Below are 19,752 nucleotides of genomic sequence, written 5' to 3'. Positions count from 1 at the left end.
CCGGACACACCTCGGCGGGCGCCGGAACGTCAAGCGAAGAAGACGTTCCACATGGTGCGGCCGGGGATGAAGGTCAGGCCGCCGGCGACGATCAGGCCGCCGTAGAACATGCCCATCATGAAGCGGCGGTGCTGTTTCACATCATGGCGGCGGGCCGCGATGACCGCCAGGGGCAGGGCGATGAGGGTCCAGCCGGTGATCATGTGGATGAAAGACCAGTGGTCGCCGTTCACCCCGGTGATGAAGATCGAGGAGCCGGCCACGATGGACATGGCGCTCACCCACAGCCAGCCGGCGCGGCGATGGAAGGTCACGCCCTTGCGCATCAACATCAGCATGGCGCCGATCACCAGGGCGACCACCGCGGCGCCCAGATGCAGCTGGATGACCAGGGGCTGGGCCGCCAGCAGGCCCCAGTCCGGGGCGCGGAGCTGGCCGCCACCCGCCGCGCGCATGACGCCTCCGGCAAGGGGAAGCACGGCGACCACCAGTCCGAGCGCGGCCAGGGGCAGGACGATCCTGCGGATCCTTTCGATCCGGCTCGGGGCCGCCTGCGCCGACGTTTGAGAAACCCGCGACATCATCTATCTCCGCTTGAGGGCCCTCTTGGCCCGCAGTCGCCTTCTGGAGATCTCGCCGCCCCATGCGCAAAGGACGTTGCGTCGAATGACAGATCGACTGCGCGAGTCGCAGCCCGGCGCCGTTCACGCTTCGCGACTGGAACCTCTGAGCCAGGCTGGGATCAGGCGGACGCTCCTGATCTCGGCCAGCGTGGGGGCGTTCCTCAGCTTCGTGGAAGCCTTCGACAGCGGGCACGTGGCCTTCCTGCCGCGCACGGCCTTCATGGTGACGCTCGGCCTGGCCGGGGCGCTGCTGGGCATGGTGAGCTTCATGCTGGCCGGCCTCATTCCCCTCACCCGCCGCGGCCTGGTGGTGCGCACCGCGATCAGCGGCACCCTGATGACGCCGCTCATGGGCCTGCTGGTCTGGGGCGCGGTGGGATTTGTGTCCAGCGGCCGGGTCCACGGCCGCGACCTGCCGCAGTACATGCTGATCACCTGGGTCATGTGCCTGGCGATGAGCGGCCTGGCGATCTTCCTGTCCCATCGGCGCGTCGCGGCCCAGGCGCCCCCCGCCGCGCCGGCGCCCGTGAAGTTCCTGGAACGCCTGCCCCTGAAGCTGCGGGGCGCGGAGATCTGGGCGGTGGAGGCCCAGGACCATTACCTGCGCCTGCACACCTCCAAGGGCCAGGACCTGATCCTGATGCGGCTGGCCGACGCCGTCGCTGAGCTGGCGGGGATCGAGGGCGCCCGGGTGCACCGCTCCTGGTGGGTGGCGCGGGACGCCGTGGCCGACGCCCGCCGGGGAGATGGGCGGGCGACCCTGAAGCTGAAGGACGGCTCGGAGGTTCCGGTCAGCCGCACCTACGCCAAGCTGATCCGCGAGGCCGGCTGGATCTAGCGGGACGCTCTGCGCGCGGCCCAGTCTTCCCGGCTCTGACCCCAGACGTCCACTGTGAGCGCCTCGTAGGGGGCGGGCATCTGCGCCTGGCGCAGGATGGTCGACCCCAGGCGCCTGGCCACCGCGGCCGAGGCGGTGTTGGCTGGATCGATGGTGTGAACCACCTCATGCCAGTCGAAGTTGTCGAAGGCCCAGTCGGTGGCCGCGATGGCGCCCTCCGTCGCGTAGCCCTTGCCCCAGCGGTCGCGGATGATCGCCCAGCCCACCTCGGTCCCAGGCCAGCCCTCGGGCTGCCAGGGACCCAGACGGCCGACCCAGTCGCCGGTGGCCTTCTCGATGACGCAGAACATCGAGAAACCGCTGATCGTCCAGGCGCCGGTGACCGAGCACAGGGCCCGCCACACGACAGAAGGCGCCTGCAGCCCGCCAATGTGCCGGGCGGCCTCCTCATCGGCCATGAAGGCGCACCAGGGCTCGAAATCGGCCGCGCAGGGCGGGCGCAGGATCAGGCGGTCGGTTTCGAGGGTTGGGCCGATGGCGGTCATGGACGGCTCCTGCATTCCACCCGACATAGCGTCGCGCAGGCGCGCTTCGCAATGCTGGTTCAGGCGCGGTTCAGGCGCGCGCGGCAACGATAAGGTCGCCTCGGGGGTTCAGGAGGCTTGGACCAAGGACCTGCGTCATGACCACTGAAACCCGCGGCGGCTCGTCGCCCGGCGCCCCTATCGGCGTCGGCCCCGCCAAGTCGCCTTTCAGAAGGCCAATGATCTTGGCGGGGATCGCAGGCGCCTGCGTCCTGGGTCTGGGCCTGGGACTCCTGGCGCGGCCGCAGTTGGCTGAGGACACCCGCGCACCCGGGTCGATGAAACCTGTGGACCAGATGCAGATCGAGATCGATCGCGATGAGCCCCTGCCCGAGGTGTCTGGCGGCAAGCTGGAGCTTTTGCCCCCGGGTGTTCAGGCCCCTCGTGCCGCGACTATCTCGACCAGCGCGCTCCCCGGGCCGCCCGCCGCTCTGCCCGTAAGCGAGATCCGCCCGCCCGCAGGTCCGACCCGGCCCGTGGCCCGGGGTCCCAGCTTCGACTGCGCCCAGAGCGCCAGCGCCGCCGAGGAACTGGTCTGCAACGATGAGACCCTGGCCGCCCAGGACCGGCGGCTGGCCAGCGCCTGGCGCCGGGCGATGGACTCCGGGGTTCCAATGCACCGCCTGCGCCGGCAGCAGCAGCGCTGGCTGGACGCGCGCGAGGACGCCGCCAGCCACGCGCCCGAGGAGGTGACCAACCTCTACGACCAGCGCATCCAGGAGCTGGACGAGGTGGCGGCCTACGAGCGTTGAGCCGTCGCGTCTGGGTTGTCTAAATATTCTATCCAGACGCGAAATTAACGGCGCCGTTCAGCCACAATTCATCGCCTCCCCAATATGGGTATTGGCGTCGGTTCGAGAGGGCGGGCGCACACTGGGGACACTCCGGGGCGTCTGCGGCGGACCAGAATACGCCAGGACGTTAACCATGTTTGCCCCCAGCAAGCTCCTGCGCCCCCGCGCGCCGGAGTTCCACGAAACCCCGATGATCTTCCGGCCCCTCGAGGCCGAGCGCCCCCACCCCCACCTGTCGATCAACCCCGTCCACATCTCCGCCGCCGTCAGCATCGCCTGCGTGATGGGGATGGGGCTGGGCCTCTGGATGCGGGCCGACGTGGATCGCCGCGCCGCCGCCTCGGCCCTGCGCCAGGCCACGCCTCGCGCGGTGGCCGCCGCCCCGGCGCCGCAGCAGGTCCAGATCGTGCTGGCCAAGCCCGACGAGGAGATCGCGCCGGCGACCAGCCTGATGGATGTCGGTGTCACCGCCTCGCCGCCGGTCGCCCAGAAGGGCCAGGTCGTCGACGCCGTCTTCGTCGAGTCCCCCAGCTTCGATTGCCGCGGCGCCCGGACCCTGGCTGACCAGATGGTCTGCGTCGACCCGGCCCTGGCCGAGGCCGACCGCCGGCTGTCTGGCGCCTACAGGGCCGCCCTGGGCTCCGGCGCCGATCATCCGGTGCTGGCCAGAGGCCAGGCCCGCTGGCTGGCCGCGCGAGAGGCGGCCGCCAGGACGTCTCCTGAGGCCCTGGCCAACCTCTACGAAAAGCGCATCACCGAGCTGGCGGCCAATGAAAACCCCGCCCGGCCAGCGCCGAGCGGGGTCCAACAGGCGCGTGTGGCGGGCGCGGACGCCCAGCCGGTTTCCTAGACCAACAGCTCCTTGATGGTCTCGCGTTCGCCGATCAGTTCGTCATTGGTCAGCGCGATCTTGCTCTTGGCGAAGTCGTCCATCTCATAGGAGGTGATGACCTCGTAGGCGCCCGGCGCGGTGGTCTTCACCGGCATGCCGGCCCAGACGCCTTCGGCGAAGCCGTAGCGGCCCTCGCTGTCGACGGCCACCGAGTGGATCGCGCCAACGGTGTTCAGGTCGCGCACGTGATCGATCAGGGCGTTGGCGGCCGAGGCGGCCGAGGACAGACCACGGGCTTCGATGATGGCCGCGCCGCGCTTGCCGACGGTGGGCAGGTACTCGTTCTTCAGCCAGGCCTCATCACCGATCACGGAGGCCGCGTCCTTGCCGCCGATCTTGGCGTGGGTGAAGTCGGCGAACATGGTCGGGCTGTGGTTGCCGTAGATGAACAGGTCGCTGACGTCGTTGATCGAGACGCCGGCCTTCTTGGCCAGCTGCGCGCGGCCGCGGTTCTCGTCCAGGCGCACCATGGCGGTGAAGCGATCCCTGGGCAGGCGCTTGGCCTGGTTGGCGGCGATCATGACGTTGGTGTTGCAGGGGTTGCCCACCACGGCCACGCGGGCGTTGTCGGCGGCGACGGCGTCGATGGCTTTGCCCTGGGCGATGAAAATCTTGCCGTTGTCCTTCAAGAGGTCGGCGCGCTCCATGCCGGGACCGCGGGGCTTGGAGCCCACCAGCAGGGCCCAATTGACATCTTTGAACGCCACTTCGGCCTCTCCGGTCAGGACCATGTCCTGAAGCAGCGGGAAGGCGCAGTCCTCCAACTCCATGGCGACGCCCTTGAGCGCCTTCTGGGGGCCTTCCACGGGGATTTCCAGCAGCTGCAGGATCACCGGCTGGTCCTTGCCGAACATTTCGCCCGAGGCGATGCGGAAGAGGAGGGCGTAGCCGATGTTGCCGGCCGCGCCGGTGACCGCAACGCGGATGGGGGTCTTGGTGGTCATGGGGCTGCTCCGATAGCTGTTGCGGGACGGCAGGTGCGCCAGGTCGGGGGTCCCCGTAGCTCAAACCACCGCCTTGCTGCAATGCCGCACGCGGAGTTTAGGCCCTTTGCGGCGGGGCGGACGCGTGGTCATCCTGCCGACATGCTCCAGCTCGACCCCGCCTTCCTGGCCACATCCCACGCCCTGGGCGACCTTCGGCTCTGCCATGTCCGGCTGCAGGACGACGCCCGCTATCCCTGGCTGGTGCTGATCCCCAGGAGCGCGGGCCTGCGGGAGATCGAGGACCTGCCGGCGGCGGACCGTGGCGTTCTGATGGAGGAAATCGTAAGCGTGGGCCAGGCGCTAAGGGTGCTGGGAGAGGCGCTGGGCGCCCGGCCCGAGAAGCTGAATGTGGGCGCCCTGGGCAATGTGACGCCCCAGCTCCATGTCCATGTGGTGGGCCGCAGGCGCGATGACCCGGCCTGGCCCGGACCCGTCTGGGGGCACAGCCCAGCGGAAGTCTATGTGGGCGACGAACTGACCTATGCGGTGGAGGTGGCGCGGCGGGCCCTGGGGCTCTAGTTCCGCCGCATCGTCACCGACCGGCGCTCGCCGCGTTCGGTCAGTTCGCCTGACCAGGTCCCGTTGCTGTCGGCGTTGAGCATCAGGATCGAGGGCTCGGCGCCGGGGCGCGGTGTGAGGCGGATGACGAGCTGCCCCCCGACCCGGCTGATGGTGTCGATGAAGCCCGAGGCGTCGGTGGCGCCCCGCCGGCGGGGATCGCGCCAGGCGCCCTCCAGATTGCCGGAACCGCTGTCCACCAGTTGCAGGTCGTAGAGTTCGGAGCCCCCGGCCCGCAGGGTCCAGGCTCCGTCCAGCGGCCCCTGCAGGCCCTGGGCCGAGTTGAAGGACGAGCGCATGCGCGCTTCATAGCTGAGATCGACGGCGGTCGGCGGCGCCTCCGGCGTCTTGCCGATCTCGTCGATATGGACCGGAGCGGTGAGCCGGGGCCGGCGCGGCGTGGGCGCGACATAGGGTGGCGGGATGTAGGCCGGCGGGGTGTAGACCGGCGGGCGGTAGACGGGCGGAGTATTCACATAGGGCAACGGCGGCTGGACCGCGGGCGGGCTGCTGTATACCGGCGGGGGTATGTAGGCGGCGGGCGGCGGGGAGGCGCCGAACGGGGGGGCCGTGGCGACGGGTGCGCTGGGGACCGGGGCCACGGTCGGAGCGGGCGTCCCCAGGGCCGGAGCGGGCGGCGCGGTCGGAGGTGTCGGGATGGCCTCCGACGCTGGCTGAGCCTGGTCCAGCAGGGCGCCGATCGCATCGACATCCTGGGCGGCGGCCACGGGCGCGCTCAGGATCAGGCCCGTAAGGGCCGCGGCGACTCGCCAGACTCTCGACACCCGGTTTTCCAAATCCTGCCTCACGCCGCGGCGATTGCGTCGGCCACAGCGATCAGACGCTGCGCCTCGACCAGATGCAACCGCTCCACCATGCGTCCCTCAACTCGAAGCACGCCCTTAGCCGCGTTTTCCGGCGAATCGAAGGCGGCGACAATTATGCGCGCCCAATGGACCTCCCCCGGAGCCGGAGAAAAGGCGGTGTTAGCGGCCTCGATCTGTCCCGGATGGATCAGGGTCTTGCCGTCGAACCCGAACTCCGCCCCCTGGGCGCACTGCCGGGCCAGGCCAGCGTCATCGGCGATGCCGTTATAGACCCCGTCTAGAATGGCCAGGTCGTGGGCCCGGGCGGCGGCGACGCTGAGGGACAGGGGCCCCACCAGGGGCGCCCGATCCACGGTGAGCCGGCAGCGCATCTCCTTGGCCAGGTCGTTGGTCCCGATCACCAGGGCGTCGAGGCGGCTGGTCCGGCCGCAGGCGGCGATGGACTCCAGGGCGAAGATGGAGGCGCAGGTCTCGATCATCACCCACAGGCGGGTCTCACCCGACAGTCCCGCGTCGTAGGCCGCTACGTCCGCGGCGCTGGAGACCTTGGGGGCCAGGATGGCGTCGGGACGGGCCGCGGCCACAGCGGCCAGGTCTTCGGCGCCCCAGGGGGTGTCGAGGCCATTGACCCGGATCACCACCTCGCGACGGCCAAACCCGCCGGCCTGAACAGCCTGTACGGCCTGCTGGCGGGCGATCTCCTTGGCGTCGGGGGCGACGGCGTCCTCCAGGTCGAAGATGACCACGTCGCAGGTCAGGTCGCGGGCCTTTTCGATGGCCCGGGCGTTGGCGGCGGGCATGTAGAGGGCGCTGCGGCGCGGCCGGGCGGCGATCACGGGCGGGCTCCGTTCTCAATTAGGCGGGCCCCCCTCTTACGAGCTAGGATGGGCCCATGACCATTCGATACGACGAGGATGCAAAAAACGTGCTGGGCGGAGAGCTGATCTCCTGTTCCCTCGACCCGGTCACCGGCTTCTTCCGCAACGGTTGCTGCGAGACCGGACCGGCTGACACCGGTATCCACACCGTCTGCGCCGTGATGACCGCCGACTTCCTGGAATACTCCAAGGCCATGGGCAACGACCTCTCGACGCCTTCGCCCGACTACGCCTTTCCCGGCCTGAAGCCCGGTGACCGCTGGTGCCTCTGCGCGCCGCGCTGGAAGGAGGCCCTGGACGCCGGCGCCGCGCCGCACCTGGTGCTGGAGGCGACCCACGAGGAAACCCTGGCCATCGTGCCGCTGGGGATCCTCAAGGACTACGCGGTCAAGGCCTGAGCGTCACCGCAGCCGGTAGATCTGTTCCAGCTGATAGCGGGACCCGCCGCTGAGCAGCAGGCTGGAATAGAGCCCAAACCGCGTCACCTCGAAGGGCGGGGACTTCAGCAGTGCGTTGGCCGACAGCCAGGCCGCGACCTCGGCGACATCGGGCCGCTTTAGATAGGCCAGGGTCACGTGGGGCCGATAGGCGCGGGCCTCGGCCTTGAGGCCCGAACGCCGGGCGGCGGTCTCGCAGGCCTTGGCGAGGCGCCGCAGGGCGTCGTTCTCCCTCACTCCGGCCCAGACGGCGTGCAGGTCTGGCCCCTCGCCGAAGGACCCCACACCCTCGAGCTCCAAGGTCATCGGCGCAGCGGACATCCGCTCAAGTTCCAGGTGCAGGTCGTCGGCCACATCCTCGCGGACGTCGCCGAAGAACCTCAGGGTGATGTGGAAGGCCTCCACGGGCCGCCAGTTGGCGCCGCCCAGGCCATACTGGCGGGCTTGCAGGCCTTCTCCCAGCTTGGTTGGGATGGCGACGGCGGCGAAAAGTCGGATCATGCCCGCCAACCTAGGACACGTTGTGAGGGCGGCGATACGGCCTGACGCAATCGTAATCGGGCGCCCGCTTGCGTTTAAGGCCCCGGAACACGATATTCAGAGGTGCGCCCACCTGGGGCGTTGCAAACAAAGGGCTATGCTCAGATGAGCGACTTCAACCGCGGCGCTGCTCGCACGATCCCCGCGGATCGCGCCGACATGTCGGTGGACGCGGGACTTCGCAGCTTCATGCTCGGCGTCTACAACAAGGTGGCCTTGGGCCTCGTGGTGTCCGCCGGCGTGGCCTTCCTGACGGGGTCCTTCGCGCCGGTTCGCGATCTGATGTCCACGGTCTCCAACGGCCGCGTGGGTTACTCGATCCTGGGCATGGTGGTGGCCTTCGCCCCCCTGGCGCTGATCCTGTTCACCTCCTTCACCAAGAACGTCACGCCGAAGATGGCCGGCATCACCTACTGGGCGATCGTCAGCCTGATCGGCGCCTCCATGGGCGTGCTGGTCCTGCGCTATACGGGCGCCTCCATCGCCACGACCTTCCTGCTGACCGCCACGGCCTTCGGCGCCCTGTCGCTGGCCGGCTACACCACCAAGAAGAACCTGAACGGGATGGGCAGCTTCCTGATCATGGGCGCGTGGGGTCTGATCGGCGCGATGCTGATCAACATGTTCCTGCAGAGCTCGATGATGAACCTGCTGATCAACGTGGTCGGCCTGCTGATCTTCGCCGGCCTCACGGCCTACGACACCCAGCGTCTGAAGATGACCTATTACGAACTGGGCGGGAACCAGTCGGCCATGAGCGTGGCCACCAACTTCGGCGCGCTAAGCCTCTACCTGGACTTCATCAACATGTTCCAGTTCCTGCTCGCCCTGCTCGGCAACCGCCGCTAGGTCCCGACGCAGCGACGATCTTTCAAACCCCGGCGGGTGACCGCCGGGGTTTTTGTTTGGCTACAATTCCGCTCATCCCGGCGAAGGCTGGGACCTGGATCGTAGATCACGGCCTGGGCCGGGAATCCTGAACGCGGTTGATGTATCTGGATCCCGGCCTTCGCCGGGACGATCGGTGAGGGATGGACAGCCTTAGTCCACCACCTTGAAGCGGCCCTTGTCGAAGACCCGCAGCACCTGCTCCAGGTCATGGCCGCGCTTGAGGATCACCCCGCCCTGACCGATCACCGACCAGGCCCCCTGGCGCACCGCCAGCGCCGGCCGCTTCTCGATGCGGTAGAGCGGCGCCTCGGTGGCCTTGCGAAACACCGAAAAAGAGCAGGCCTCGGCCTGAGCGTCGATGGCGTAGTCGCGCCACTCGCCGGCGGAGACCATCCGGCCATAGAGGTTGAGGATGCGCTGGAACTCGCGGCGTTCGAAGAAGACGCTGGCGGTCGTCGCAGGGGTGGGCTGATCCAAGGCCATGCCCCAGGACGTTAGACCCAATCCGCGCGGTTTCACAATCGGCGGCCGAGGCCAAACGTGTCGCTACGGCAACGGTCGCCGCCAAACTGGACAAACCGTAATTTCACGCCGTGAAAAGACCTTATTCCGGCCCAGCCGCCGCCCGATGAGCCCCCGATAAAGTCACTGTCGGTTGGTCGGAACCTTGCTGGTCCCGGATCCTGAACAGCCCCCCCAGCCCCCCTGGATCGCGGGCTTCGATCAGCCGACACCCCAATCCCTCTCCGAGAGAACGAGCCCCAAGACGAGCCCGCACGGCGCCCCCCTCCTCCGTGCGGGCTTCGTGATGTCTGGAGGTCTGAGGCTAGTCTTTTCGGCCTGCGGCCAGCACCCGGCCGCCCTTGGGGCCCTGGACGATGACGGCGGTGGCCAGGCCCTCGGCCGGGGGCTGCGGCATCCGGTAGGCCGTCGGCTTTCCGCGCCAGGCGCCCAGGCGCTTGATCTCCACCACGACATTGCGGTGCGGCACCGTCTGGCCCTTGTTGTCGCCTGAGCGGACGGTGACGTCCTGCTCGCGCGGGTCATAGCGCACCAGCCAGACCTCGGCGCCGCCACGCGGCACAGAGCCAGAGCCGACATCAACCCTGCGCTGGCCAATGAAGGCCATGTCGGGCCCGCGCCGGCCGGAACTGGCGGCGTCGGAGACCAGCTTGTCGATCTTCTCGTCCTGCAGCCCCCCCACCTGGGCGCGGCCGTCGACGACAACTTGGGGCGTATAGGGTTCGCGCAGGTCCAGGCGAGGGACATAGGCCTTCTGGCGCTCGGCGAAGGCCGGCTTGGCGAAGGTGTCTTCCCAACCGAGATAGTCCCAGTAGTCCACCGAGAAGGTCAGGGCGAGAACGCCCGGCTTCTCCGCGAGCTTGGCGACATAGGCGTTCGCCCCGCCGCAGGAGGCGCAGCCCTGGGCGGTGTAGAGTTCAACGATCACCGGCGACCGGGCCTGCGCGCAGAGCGGCAGGGCTGACACCAGCAGACTGAAAAGCGCGACGTTACGCATTGGCGCGCACTTAACCGGACTTCGTTGTGGGTGGGTTTCAACAAGGTGTGACCGGCCGGCGGGATCGCTCCCGCCGGCCGGCCGGGAACACCATAGGCCGTGCGGGCGAGGTTGCGCAGTACGTAGTTCAGCACGCCGCCGTTCTTGAAGTACTCAAGCTCGGTGGGGGTGTCGATCCGGCAGCGGACCGGGAAGCGCGCGATGCGGCCATCCGACGGGCGGTACATCTCGATGGTCAGCTGGCGGCGCGGCGAGAGTTCGGTCAGGCCACGGATGGTGACGATCTCTTCGCCCGTCAGGTTCAGCTTCTGCCAGCCTTCCTGCAGGAACTGCAGCGGCAGGACGCCCATGCCCACCAGGTTCGAACGGTGGATCCGCTCGAAGCTCTCGGCGATCACCGCGCGGACACCCAGGAGCTTGGTGCCCTTGGCCGCCCAGTCGCGGGACGAGCCGGTGCCGTATTCCTTGCCGGCGAACACCACCAGCGGGCGGCCTTCACCCTGGTAGCGCATGGCGGCGTCGTAGATCGCCATGACGTCGCCGGAGGGGAAGTGCTTGGTGACCCCGCCTTCGATGTCAGGGGTGATCTTGTTGCGGATCCGGATGTTGGCGAAGGTGCCGCGCATCATGATCTCGTGGTTGCCGCGACGGGCGCCGTACTGGTTGAACTCCGTGGTCGGAACCTGGCGTTCACGCAGATAGACACCGGCCGGCGAGGTCGCCTTGATGGAGCCGGCCGGCGAGATGTGGTCGGTGGTGATGGAGTCACCGAACACCGACAGAACCCGGGCCTCGACGATGTCGGTGACCGGGGTCGGCTCCATCTTCATGTCCTGGAAGTAGGGCGGGTTCTGCACATAGGTGGAGCCCATGTCCCAGGCGTAGGTCTGGCCGCCGGCCACCTTGATGCCCTGCCAGTTCTTGTCGCCCTTGAAGACGTCCGAATAGCGGGTGGCGAACATCTTCTGGGTGACGTGCTTGCGCTGCAGGGTGGCGATCTCTTCCGAGGTCGGCCAGATGTCCTTCAGGAACACCGGTTTGCCGTCCTTGCCCTCGCCCAGGGGCTCGGTGGCCAGGTCGATGTTCATGGAACCGGCCAGGGCGTAGGCGACGACGAGGGGCGGCGAGGCCAGGTAGTTGGCGCGCACGTCGGGGTTCACCCGGCCTTCGAAGTTGCGGTTACCCGACAGCACCGAGCAGGCGACCAGGTCGCCCTTCTGAACCGCCTCGGAAATAGCCTCCGGCAGCGGACCGGAGTTGCCGATGCAGGTGGTGCAGCCATAGCCCACCAGGTTGAAGCCCAGCGCGTCGAGGCTCTTGGTCAGGCCCGCGCTCTTCAGGTAGTCGGTGACCACCTGGGAGCCGGGGGCGAGCGAGGTCTTCACCCAGGGCTTCACCTTCAGGCCCTTTTCGATGGCCTTCTTGGCCACCAGGCCGGCGGCGATCAGCACCGAGGGGTTGGAGGTGTTGGTGCAGGAGGTGATGGCCGCGATGACCACGTCGCCATTGCCGACGTCGAACTTCTCACCTTCCACCGGCACGCGCTGACCGGCGCTTTCCGGGTCGGCCTTGCCGAATTCCTTGCCCAGGGCCGACTTGAACTCGGCGGCGGCGTCGGAGAGCAGGACGCGGTCTTGCGGACGCTTGGGGCCGGCCAGGGACGGCAGGACCGAACCCAGGTCCAGCTCCAGGCTGTCGGTGAACACCGGGTCGGCGTCGCCGGGCTCGAACCACAGGCCCTGGGCCTTGGCGTAGGCTTCCACCAGGGCGACGCGGTGGGCGTCACGGCCGGTGGCCGAGAGGTAGTCGATGGTGGCCTTGGTCACCGGGAAGAAGCCGCAGGTGGCGCCGTATTCCGGAGCCATGTTGGCGATGGTAGCCTGGTCTTCCAGGGTCAGGCCGGCGAGGCCCGGACCGTAGAATTCGACGAACTTGCCCACCACGCCCTTCTTGCGCAGCATCTGGGTGACGGTGAGCACCAGGTCGGTGGCCGTCGCGCCCTCCGGCATGGCGCCGGTGACGCGGAAGCCGATGACCTCCGGGATCAGCATCGGGATCGGCTGGCCCAGCATCACGGCCTCGGCCTCGATGCCGCCCACGCCCCAGCCCAGGACCGAGAGGCCGTTGATCATGGTGGTGTGGCTGTCGGTGCCGACGACGGTGTCGGGATAGGCGGTGGTGGCGCCGTCCTCGTCCAGGGTCCAGACGGTCTGGGCCAGGTACTCGAGGTTCACCTGGTGACAGATCCCGGTGCCCGGGGGCACGACGCGGAAATTATTGAAGGCCGAGGAGCCCCAGCGCAGGAAGCGGTAGCGCTCGATGTTGCGCTCATACTCGCGCTCGACGTTCTCGCCGAAGGCCTTGGAGGTGCCGAAGTGGTCGACCATCACCGAGTGGTCGATCACCAGATCGACGGGGTTCAGCGGGTTGATCTTCTCGGGGTTGGCGCCCAACGCCGTCATGGCGTCGCGCATGGCGGCCAGGTCGACGACGGCGGGAACGCCGGTGAAGTCCTGCATCAGGACCCGGGCCGGGCGGAAGCTGATCTCGTGCTCGACCGAGCCCTTATTCACCAGCCAGGCGGCCACGGCGGCGAGGTCGTCGCCGCCGACGGAGACGCCGTCTTCGTTACGGAGCAGGTTTTCCAGCAGCACCTTCATGGAGGCCGGCAGGCGTGAAACGCCCGAAAGTCCAGCTTCCTCGGCGGCGGGAAGGCTGTAGTAGACGTAGGTCTTGTCGCCCACCGTCAGTTCGCGGCGGGTCTTCAGGCTGTCGAGCGACGCCATATAAGGGATCCTTCCTCTGTTCACGGCCGCTACACCACCGCTTCGGGGATCGCGCGCTTTTCGAGACGGACACACAGCGTCCGTCCCCGCGCCGCGTACGCCCCCCAAGGCGGCGTCGGCCGCGCGCGTCATAACCCCTGGCCGGGCCTACGTCCATGCGGTGGGAAGTTTGACGTCGTGATCTCGCACCTCAGTCTGGAAAACCTGTCGGTCCGACGGGGCGGGCGCCTGCTTTTTGAGAGCCTGAACCTGACCCTCGACGCTGGCGAGGCCGCCGCCCTCACCGGCCGCAACGGCGCGGGCAAGACCAGCCTGCTGCGGACCATAGCCGGCCTCGTTCAGAGCGAGGCCGGGACGGTGAGCTTCGGCGCCCTGGACCCAGGCTTGGCAAGGGCGCAGGGCCTGCATCTGATCGGCCACCTGGACGGTCTGAAACCGGGGCGGACCGCCCGGGAGGAGCTGACGTTCTGGAGCCTGTGGACCGGAGGCGGCGAGGTTTCGATCGGCCTGGCCATCGAGACCCTGGAGCTTTCCACCCTGCTGGACCTGGAGGTCCGGCGGCTGTCCGCGGGCCAGAGACGCCGCCTGGCGCTCGCGCGGCTGATCGCCGCTCCCCGACCGCTGTGGCTGCTGGACGAGCCGCTCAGCCCGCTGGACGCGGGGTGGCGGCGGCGATTCGGTGACGTGATGGCCGGCCACCTTTCGACTGGAGGCCTGATCGTCGCGGCGGTCCACGACCCCCTGCCCGTCCCCTACAAGTCCCTGGAGATCGGCGCGTGAGCCGGGTAGGCGCCCTGCTGACCCGGGAGGTCTCGCTGGCCTGGGGCAAGGGCGGGGGGCCCCTGGTGGCGCTTGGCTTCTACGCCGGAACCGCCACCCTGCTGCCGCTCGCCACCGGGCCGGAGCCCGCGCGGCTGGCGGCCATCGCCACCGGGATGGCCTGGGTCGCCCTGGCCCTGGCGGCCCTGCTGTCCCTCGAGCGGTTGTTCGAACGGGACTACGAGGACGGGGCCCTGGACCTGATCGTCCTGTCCCCCGTGCCGCTGGAGATCGTGTGCGCGCTCAAATGCCTGGGCCAGTGGATCGCCACCGGAGCCCCGCTGGCGCTCGCCGCCCCCCTCGCCGCCATCGCCCTGGGGGCTGAACCGCGCCTCGCGCCGCTGATCTTCGCCTGCGCCCTGGTGGGCGGTCTGGCTTTCGCCTTCACCGGCGGGATTGGTGCGGCTCTGAGCCTCGGGGCCCGGCGCGGCGGCCTGCTGACGGCGGTGATCGTGCTGCCGCTGTTCGTTCCGCCAGTGATCTTCGGCGGCGCGGCTCTGGACGCCTTCGCCGGGGGGCTGCCCTGGCGCCCGGGCCTGGCCCTGCTCTGCGCCTATGCCGCCGCGGCGGTGGCGCTGGGTCCCCTGGCGATGGCGGCGGCCTGCCGCAACGCCCTGTCCTAATTCGCGCGACGGAAAACCCGGGGCCCCGCGTTCAAGGGCTGAGGGATACAAACTCCGGAGTCCGAGACGCCATGAAATTCACCACCCCGTTGCTGCTGAGCGGCGCGATCCTGACCCTGGGCCTCGGTGGCGCGGCGCTCGCCCAGCCAGCCCCGGCCGCCCACGAAGCCGGACGCCATCACGACCGCGGCGACCGCCCGCACCGCGATCCCGCCGAGATGGCCGCGCGCCGGGCCCAGCACCTGCGCGACACCCTGCAGCTGACCCCGAACCAGGAACCGGCGCTCAACGCCTTCGTGTCCTCCATGGCCCCGCCGGCCGATCGTCGCGAAAGAATGCGTGCGGCACGAAGCGAACGCGCCGCCATGACCACGCCGGAGCGGCTGGACCGGATGAAGGCGCGCATGGCCGACCGCCAGGCTCAGTTCGCGCGCCGGGCTGACGCGACCATGCGGTTCTACAGCCAGCTCTCGCCCGCCCAGAAGAAGGCCTTCGACGCGATGCCTCCAAAGGGCGGCCGCGGCGGCAAGGGCGGTGGTCACCGGGGCGGCGGCCACGGCTAGACTTAGGTTCTGAAAGCGACCCCGGCTTGCCCCAAGCGGCGCCGGGGTCTAATTCGCCAGGGCAATGATCCCGGCGCCCGCCTTCCTGAGTAATCCCGAGCGCTTCATGGCGTTCTCGCGCTGGGCCGCGCCCATGTTCGGCGTCGTCGCCGTCGTCCTGGCCCTGGCCGGCCTCTGGTTGGGCTTCATCGCGCCGGAGGACTACCAGCAGGGCGATACGGTGCGGATCATGTTCATCCATGTGCCCGCCGCCTGGATGGGGATGTTCGTCTACGCTTGCCTGGGGGGCGCGAGCTTCCTGGCCCTGGTGTTCCGCCACGCGCTGGCCGACGCCGCCGCCCAGGCCGCCGCGCCCCTGGGCGCCGCCTTCACAGTCCTGGCCCTGGCCACGGGCGCCCTCTGGGGCCGGCCGATGTGGGGCGCCTGGTGGGTCTGGGACGCGCGTCTGACCTCGGTCCTGGTCCTGCTGCTGTTCTACCTGGCCTACATGGCCCTGAGGGCCTCTCTGGACGACGAGACCAAGGCGGCCCGCGCGGGGGCGATCCTGGCCCTGGTAGGCGTGGTGAACCTGCCCATCGTCCACTGGTCGGTGAACTGGTGGAACACCCTGCACCAGGGCGCCTCGGTGTTCCGCAAGGGCGGCCCCACCATGACGGTCGACTACCTCTATCCCTTGCTGCTGCTGGGCCTGGCCTATATGGCGGCCTTCGGCTCCCTGTGGCTGGTGCGCATCCGCGCGGAGGTCTGGCGCCGCCGCGCCGAGGCCGCCGCGCTGCGCGCGGCGAGAGGCTGATATGCTCGACCTCGATCCCGGCCCCTACGCCGTCTACATCTGGCCCGCCTATGGGCTGACGGTCCTGGTCTTCGTCCTGATGATCGCCGGCAGCCTCAACCGCGCCCGCCGCTGGCGAAGGAAGGCCGAGGCCTTCTCCAAGGACCGCGAGGCATGAGCCGCTGGCTGGCTGCCATGCCGCTGATCGCCCTGGCGGCGCTGGCCCTGCTGTTTGGCCTGTTTGCTCTCAAGCACGATCCCCGGGTCGAGCCCCAGGCCCTGGTGGGCAAACCAGTGCCGGACCTTGTCCTGCCAACCCTGGACGATGGCCGGCCGGTGCGCCTGCGTGAGACCGCCAAGGGGCCGCTGCTGGTGAACATCTTCGCCTCCTGGTGCGCCCCCTGCGAGATCGAGCATCCCGTGCTCGTGGCGATGAAGGCCCAGGGCGTGCCGGTGGTGGGGATCGCCTACAAGGACGCCCCGGACAACACCAAGGCCTTCCTGAACCGCCTGGGGGATCCCTATGTCGCCCGGCTGGTGGATCGGGACGGACGGGGCGGCATCGAACTTGGCGTCACCGGCGTGCCCGAGACCTATCTGGTAGGGGCCGACGGGATGATTCTCGCCAAGCACACCGGCCCGCTGACCGCGCAGGTCGCCAAGGATCTGTGGGCCAAGGCCGCACGTTAACCTTGCGTTGACCATATTCGCGCGATGGCTGGATCCGCGCATTAACCATAAGGCCGCCCGTGGCGCTCCCGATCCGACCCGGCTTCCCGCAGAGCTCCGCCCCAGTCCAGCGGCCGGACCCTGTCCGCAACGCCGGTCAGCGCGCCTTTTTTGAAGCCGCCCTTGGACTGCAGCAGCAGGCGCCATTGTCGAGCGCCGCGTCCCAACCGGCGCCTCGCCCCCAGCCGGCGGGGCGCATTCCCACCGACCTGCCGGCCGATCCGCCGGAGCGCATCCTGCGGCCCGGCTCACTGTTGGACATCAAGGTCTAGGCGGCCTCCCTAGGGCGCCGCAGAGGGTCAGGCCGCCTTTTTGGCCTTCTTCTCTTTTTTTGACTTCTCAGCCTTAGGCGTTTTCTCCGCCTTCTCAGGCTTGGGCGCCTTCTCGGCCTTGGGGCCTCTCTCAGCCTTGGCCTTCTTCACCTTGGCGGGCTTCTCAGCCTTTACTTTTCTGGCTTTTTCCACCGGCGGCTGACCCGCGGCCTCGCCGGCGGCGATCAGGTCGCGCAGCACGCTCACCAGCCCCTCCCGCTTGCCCGAGGAGAGCAGCTTCAGCAGCCGGGCGTCGGCGGCGGCCATCTTTGGCTTGGCGTCCTCCAGCAGCTCGCGGCCCGCGGCGGTCAGGCTGACGGCATTGGCCCGGGCGTCGGAGGCGGACCGCTGGCGCTCCAGCAGGCCCTTGGTGATCATCCGCGCGGCCATGTCCGCCAGGGTGGATCGGTCGATGCCGGTGATGCGCACCAGGTCGGTCTGGGTGAGACCCTCCTGAGCCTCCACGGCGCTCAGCACCGCATACTGACGCTGGGTGGGGCCGCCAGCCTCGAAGGTCTCGGAATAGATGTCGAGGGAGAGCTGCAGGGCGCGATGCAGCAGATGGCTGGGGGACCGGTCCAAGGCCGGAAGCCCGCCTGACTTGCCGCCCGACTTGGTCTTCGCCATGAGGTGGTCCCCGCCATCCGATTGTATGAGGTCGGAAAGCTATAGGCCGATCACGTCGTTTTGACGACACACGTCCGTGGACGGCCTATTCGATCGGGGGCACCGGCGGCGGCTCATCGATCTTCGCGTACTTCATCATCAGCGGGACCTGGGAGAATCCGAACAAGATGTGGATGATGGAGAGGCCCGGGAAGCGGAACAGCACCCAGCTCGCGTCGGGTTGGGTGCGCCAGATGAATTCGTTCAGGGCCGCCACGCAGAGGAAGAAGATCCCGTAGCGCCAGGACAGCTTGCGCCAGCCCTCGTCGGGCATCTGGAACGCCTTGCCGAGCAGGATCTTCAACGGATTCTTGCGCAGCAGCATGCCGCCGATCAGGAACAGGCCGAAGGCGACCGAGGTCACCGTAGGCTTGATCTTAATGAAACGGTCGTCGTGGAAGATCAGGGTCAGGACGCCGAACAGCACCGCGATCAGCCCCGCCACCAGGGGCATGGGGGCGATCCGCTTCTCCACCACATATCCGACGATCAAGGCCAGGGCAGCCCCGGCCACCATGCCCCAGGTGGCCTGGACCGTGTCGCGAGTGATGAAATAGGCGATGACGAAGCCGACCGGCCAACCGTAGTCGACAAAGCCGGTGACGAACTTCCTGGCGCCAGGCGAAAGGGTCATGCGTCCTCCAGACCGACGAGGGAACGGGCGAAGGCCCGGGCGTTGAAGGGCTGAAGATCCTCGATCCCCTCGCCGACGCCAATGAGTTTGATGGGGCTGTCGGAGGCCTGGGCCACCGGCACCAGGACCCCGCCGCGGGCGGTGCCGTCCAGCTTGGTCATGACGATGCCGGAAACGCCGATCTGGTTGCCGAAGATGTTCTCCTGGGCCAGCGCATTACGGCCCACGGTGGCGTCGAGCACCAGCAGAGTTTCGTGGGGCGCGTCCGGATCGATCTTCTTCACCACCCGGATGACCTTGAGCAGTTCATCCATCAGGCCCTGCTTGTTCTGCAGCCGTCCGGCGGTGTCGATGAGGACCACGTCGTGACCCTTCTCCTTGGCCGAGGCGAAGGCGTCGAAGGCCAGGCCGGCGGCGTCGGAATTGGGTGGGCGGGACATGAAGTCGGCCCCGGCGCGCTCGGCCCAGACCTTCAGCTGCTCGACGGCGGCGGCGCGGAAGGTGTCGCCGGCCACCACCAGCACTTTGGCGCCCTTGCCCGTCAGGTCGGCGGCGATCTTGCCCAGCGTCGTGGTCTTGCCCGACCCGTTGACCCCGATGAACAGCACCACATAGGGCTTGGGCCCCGACAGGGGGTCGAAGGTCCCCTGGCGGCTGGACAGCTCGTCGCCGATGGCCTCGGCGAGGGCTTCCTTGATCTCCATCTCGTCGACGCTCTTGCCGAACTTGGCGTCGGAGAACCGCTGGGTGATGCGGGCGGCCGAATGCGGGCCGAGATCGGCCTCGATCAGCATCTCTTCCAGCTCGTCGAGCTTGGCCTGGTCCAGCGGCGTCTTGGTGAAGGTCGCCGTGACCTGCTCGGTCAGCGCCTTGGACGACCGGGTGAGGCCGCCGGCGAGGCGCTGGAGCCAGCCCTTCTTGGGTTCAGTCATAGGCGGCTTCTAGCGGCTCCACGGCGTGCGCGATAGAGGATGGGGAATGGACGCGCTCACCGCCACCCTGACCTGGCTGGACTACGCCGCCGTGGCCGTGTTCGGCGCCACCGGAGCGCTCGCCGCCGCGCGGCGCAAGCACGACATCGTCACCTTCGGCTTCTTCGCCGCCGTCACGGGCGTGGGGGGCGGCACCCTGCGCGACCTGCTGATCGGGGCGCCGGTGTTCTGGGTGCAGAAGCCGGCCTATATCCTTGCCTGCCTGGCCGCCGCCACGGCGGTCTGGGTGTTCGGGCCGGGCAAGGGGCGGATGCGGGTGCTGCTGTGGCTCGACGCCCTGGGTCTGTCGGCCTACTGCGTGGTGGGGGCGGCCAAGGCGGCCTCGCTCGGGGCCCCGCCGTTCTCCGCGGTGGTCATGGGGACGCTGACGGCCTGTTTCGGCGGGGTGATCCGCGACGTCCTGGCCCACGAGCCGTCGATCCTGCTGCGGCGTGAGGTCTATGTCACCGCCGCCCTTGTGGGCGCGGGCGTCTTCGTCATCCTGCAGATG

The 19,752-nt window shown here is 68.8% G+C and carries 25 protein-coding genes and 1 pseudogene; 14 read left to right on the top strand and 12 right to left on the bottom strand.

Annotation, left to right across the window (positions count from 1 at the left end; translation table 11 throughout):
- Window positions 1–29: 29 nt before the first annotated feature.
- Entirely contained in the window at window positions 30–584 is a 555-nt protein-coding gene (locus RMO97_RS15100) for a DUF2306 domain-containing protein (protein WP_310541867.1), read from the bottom strand.
- An 82-nt stretch (window positions 585–666) separates the two neighbouring features.
- Between RMO97_RS15100 and RMO97_RS15095 the strand changes: the two genes are divergently transcribed.
- Window positions 667–1,461: a LytTR family DNA-binding domain-containing protein gene (locus RMO97_RS15095; protein WP_310541866.1), complete on the top strand. Its 795-nt coding sequence runs from the start codon at window positions 667–669 to the stop codon at window positions 1,459–1,461.
- Here RMO97_RS15095 and RMO97_RS15090 read toward each other — a convergent pair.
- Window positions 1,458–2,006 carry a GNAT family N-acetyltransferase gene (locus RMO97_RS15090; protein WP_310541865.1) on the bottom strand — a complete coding sequence of 183 codons (549 nt, stop codon included), beginning with the start codon at window positions 2,004–2,006 and terminating at the stop codon, window positions 1,458–1,460. The genes RMO97_RS15095 and RMO97_RS15090 overlap by 4 nt on opposite strands.
- Before the next feature lie 137 nt (window positions 2,007–2,143).
- On the opposite strand from RMO97_RS15090, the gene RMO97_RS15085 reads away from it, so the two are divergent.
- Together RMO97_RS15085 and RMO97_RS15080 are read left to right on the top strand one after the other, a co-directional pair.
- Window positions 2,144–2,797: a lysozyme inhibitor LprI family protein gene (locus RMO97_RS15085; protein WP_310541864.1), complete on the top strand. Its 654-nt coding sequence runs from the start codon at window positions 2,144–2,146 to the stop codon at window positions 2,795–2,797.
- A 175-nt stretch (window positions 2,798–2,972) separates the two neighbouring features.
- The gene (locus tag RMO97_RS15080; protein WP_310541863.1) at window positions 2,973–3,689 is read left to right on the top strand and encodes a lysozyme inhibitor LprI family protein; all 717 of its coding nucleotides are present in this window, start codon (window positions 2,973–2,975) and stop codon (window positions 3,687–3,689) included.
- On the opposite strand, the gene RMO97_RS15075 is transcribed toward RMO97_RS15080, so the two are convergent.
- Window positions 3,686–4,675 (bottom strand): malate dehydrogenase, encoded by a 990-nt coding sequence (locus RMO97_RS15075; RefSeq protein ID WP_310541862.1) that lies wholly within the window; start codon window positions 4,673–4,675, stop codon window positions 3,686–3,688. The genes RMO97_RS15080 and RMO97_RS15075 overlap by 4 nt on opposite strands.
- Window positions 4,676–4,816: 141 nt before the next feature.
- Between RMO97_RS15075 and RMO97_RS15070 the strand changes: the two genes are divergently transcribed.
- Complete coding sequence (locus RMO97_RS15070) at window positions 4,817–5,236, top strand: HIT domain-containing protein (RefSeq protein WP_310541861.1); 420 nt, start codon at window positions 4,817–4,819, stop codon at window positions 5,234–5,236.
- Here the strand turns inward: RMO97_RS15070 and RMO97_RS15065 are convergent.
- The gene (locus RMO97_RS15065; RefSeq protein WP_310541860.1) at window positions 5,233–6,060 is read right to left on the bottom strand and encodes a hypothetical protein; all 828 of its coding nucleotides are present in this window, start codon (window positions 6,058–6,060) and stop codon (window positions 5,233–5,235) included. The two genes, RMO97_RS15070 and RMO97_RS15065, sit on opposite strands and share 4 nt — an antisense overlap.
- 20 nt (window positions 6,061–6,080) lie before the next feature.
- Window positions 6,081–6,938 (bottom strand): CoA ester lyase, encoded by an 858-nt coding sequence (locus RMO97_RS15060; protein ID WP_310541859.1) that lies wholly within the window; start codon window positions 6,936–6,938, stop codon window positions 6,081–6,083.
- A gap of 56 nt (window positions 6,939–6,994) precedes the next feature.
- Here RMO97_RS15060 and RMO97_RS15055 point away from each other — a divergent pair, with 56 nt between their 5' ends.
- Window positions 6,995–7,378: a DUF2237 family protein gene (locus RMO97_RS15055; protein ID WP_304775319.1), complete on the top strand. Its 384-nt coding sequence runs from the start codon at window positions 6,995–6,997 to the stop codon at window positions 7,376–7,378.
- A 3-nt stretch (window positions 7,379–7,381) separates the two neighbouring features.
- Here RMO97_RS15055 and thpR read toward each other — a convergent pair whose 3' ends face one another.
- On the bottom strand, window positions 7,382–7,918 hold the full coding sequence (gene thpR, locus RMO97_RS15050) for an RNA 2',3'-cyclic phosphodiesterase (RefSeq protein ID WP_310541858.1): 537 nt from the start codon (window positions 7,916–7,918) through the stop codon (window positions 7,382–7,384).
- A gap of 144 nt (window positions 7,919–8,062) precedes the next feature.
- On the opposite strand from thpR, the gene RMO97_RS15045 reads away from it, so the two are divergent.
- Window positions 8,063–8,806, top strand: coding sequence for a Bax inhibitor-1/YccA family protein (locus RMO97_RS15045; RefSeq protein ID WP_310541857.1), 744 nt, complete (start codon window positions 8,063–8,065; stop codon window positions 8,804–8,806).
- Window positions 8,807–8,998: 192 nt separating this feature from the next.
- Here RMO97_RS15045 and RMO97_RS15040 read toward each other — a convergent pair whose 3' ends face one another.
- The 3 genes and pseudogenes from RMO97_RS15040 to acnA all read right to left on the bottom strand — a co-directional run.
- Window positions 8,999–9,331, bottom strand: a complete 333-nt coding sequence (locus RMO97_RS15040) for a DUF2794 domain-containing protein (RefSeq protein ID WP_310541856.1) — start codon at window positions 9,329–9,331, stop codon at window positions 8,999–9,001.
- A gap of 343 nt (window positions 9,332–9,674) precedes the next feature.
- Window positions 9,675–10,367: a DUF1223 domain-containing protein gene (locus RMO97_RS15035; protein WP_310541855.1), complete on the bottom strand. Its 693-nt coding sequence runs from the start codon at window positions 10,365–10,367 to the stop codon at window positions 9,675–9,677.
- A 101-nt stretch (window positions 10,368–10,468) separates the two neighbouring features.
- A pseudogene (gene acnA, locus RMO97_RS15030) lies at window positions 10,469–13,153 on the bottom strand (aconitate hydratase AcnA); the annotation flags it as partial.
- 177 nt (window positions 13,154–13,330) lie between these two features.
- On the opposite strand from acnA, the gene ccmA reads away from it, so the two are divergent.
- The 7 genes from ccmA to RMO97_RS14995 all read left to right on the top strand — a co-directional run bounded on the left by ccmA (window position 13,331) and on the right by RMO97_RS14995 (window position 16,931).
- Complete coding sequence (gene ccmA / locus RMO97_RS15025; RefSeq protein WP_310541854.1) at window positions 13,331–13,933, top strand: heme ABC exporter ATP-binding protein CcmA; 603 nt, start codon at window positions 13,331–13,333, stop codon at window positions 13,931–13,933.
- The gene (ccmB, locus tag RMO97_RS15020; RefSeq protein WP_310541853.1) at window positions 13,930–14,595 is read left to right on the top strand and encodes a heme exporter protein CcmB; all 666 of its coding nucleotides are present in this window, start codon (window positions 13,930–13,932) and stop codon (window positions 14,593–14,595) included. Before ccmA ends, ccmB begins: the two co-directional genes overlap by 4 nt.
- Window positions 14,596–14,666: 71 nt before the next feature.
- Entirely contained in the window at window positions 14,667–15,158 is a 492-nt protein-coding gene (locus RMO97_RS15015; RefSeq protein ID WP_310541852.1) for a Spy/CpxP family protein refolding chaperone, read from the top strand.
- Window positions 15,159–15,222: 64 nt separating this feature from the next.
- A complete protein-coding gene (gene ccmC / locus RMO97_RS15010; RefSeq protein WP_304775334.1) occupies window positions 15,223–15,951 on the top strand; it encodes a heme ABC transporter permease CcmC in 729 nt (242 codons plus the stop codon).
- A gap of 1 nt (window position 15,952) precedes the next feature.
- The gene (gene ccmD, locus RMO97_RS15005) at window positions 15,953–16,108 is read left to right on the top strand and encodes a heme exporter protein CcmD (RefSeq protein WP_310541851.1); all 156 of its coding nucleotides are present in this window, start codon (window positions 15,953–15,955) and stop codon (window positions 16,106–16,108) included.
- The gene (locus RMO97_RS15000; protein WP_310541850.1) at window positions 16,105–16,620 is read left to right on the top strand and encodes a DsbE family thiol:disulfide interchange protein; all 516 of its coding nucleotides are present in this window, start codon (window positions 16,105–16,107) and stop codon (window positions 16,618–16,620) included. Before ccmD ends, RMO97_RS15000 begins: the two co-directional genes overlap by 4 nt.
- A 59-nt stretch (window positions 16,621–16,679) precedes the next feature.
- A complete protein-coding gene (locus tag RMO97_RS14995) occupies window positions 16,680–16,931 on the top strand; it encodes a hypothetical protein (RefSeq protein WP_304775340.1) in 252 nt (83 codons plus the stop codon).
- Between the two features lie 27 nt (window positions 16,932–16,958).
- On the opposite strand, the gene RMO97_RS14990 is transcribed toward RMO97_RS14995, so the two are convergent.
- The 3 genes from RMO97_RS14990 to ftsY form a co-directional block, all read right to left on the bottom strand.
- Entirely contained in the window at window positions 16,959–17,597 is a 639-nt protein-coding gene (locus RMO97_RS14990) for a MarR family winged helix-turn-helix transcriptional regulator (protein WP_310541849.1), read from the bottom strand.
- A gap of 85 nt (window positions 17,598–17,682) precedes the next feature.
- The gene (locus RMO97_RS14985) at window positions 17,683–18,270 is read right to left on the bottom strand and encodes an inner membrane-spanning protein YciB (protein ID WP_310541848.1); all 588 of its coding nucleotides are present in this window, start codon (window positions 18,268–18,270) and stop codon (window positions 17,683–17,685) included.
- On the bottom strand, window positions 18,267–19,202 hold the full coding sequence (gene ftsY / locus RMO97_RS14980) for a signal recognition particle-docking protein FtsY (RefSeq protein ID WP_310541847.1): 936 nt from the start codon (window positions 19,200–19,202) through the stop codon (window positions 18,267–18,269). The genes RMO97_RS14985 and ftsY overlap by 4 nt, the downstream gene beginning before the upstream one ends.
- A 46-nt stretch (window positions 19,203–19,248) precedes the next feature.
- Here ftsY and RMO97_RS14975 point away from each other — a divergent pair.
- Window positions 19,249–19,752: trimeric intracellular cation channel family protein (locus RMO97_RS14975; RefSeq protein WP_310541846.1), on the top strand; the 504-nt coding region annotated here is incomplete at its 3' end.

This window comes from Phenylobacterium sp. (genome assembly GCF_031425575.1).
Lineage (GTDB): Bacteria > Pseudomonadota > Alphaproteobacteria > Caulobacterales > Caulobacteraceae > Phenylobacterium.
The sequence above is the reverse complement of the archived record's forward strand: the minus strand, read 5'-3'. Positions and strand labels throughout refer to the sequence as shown.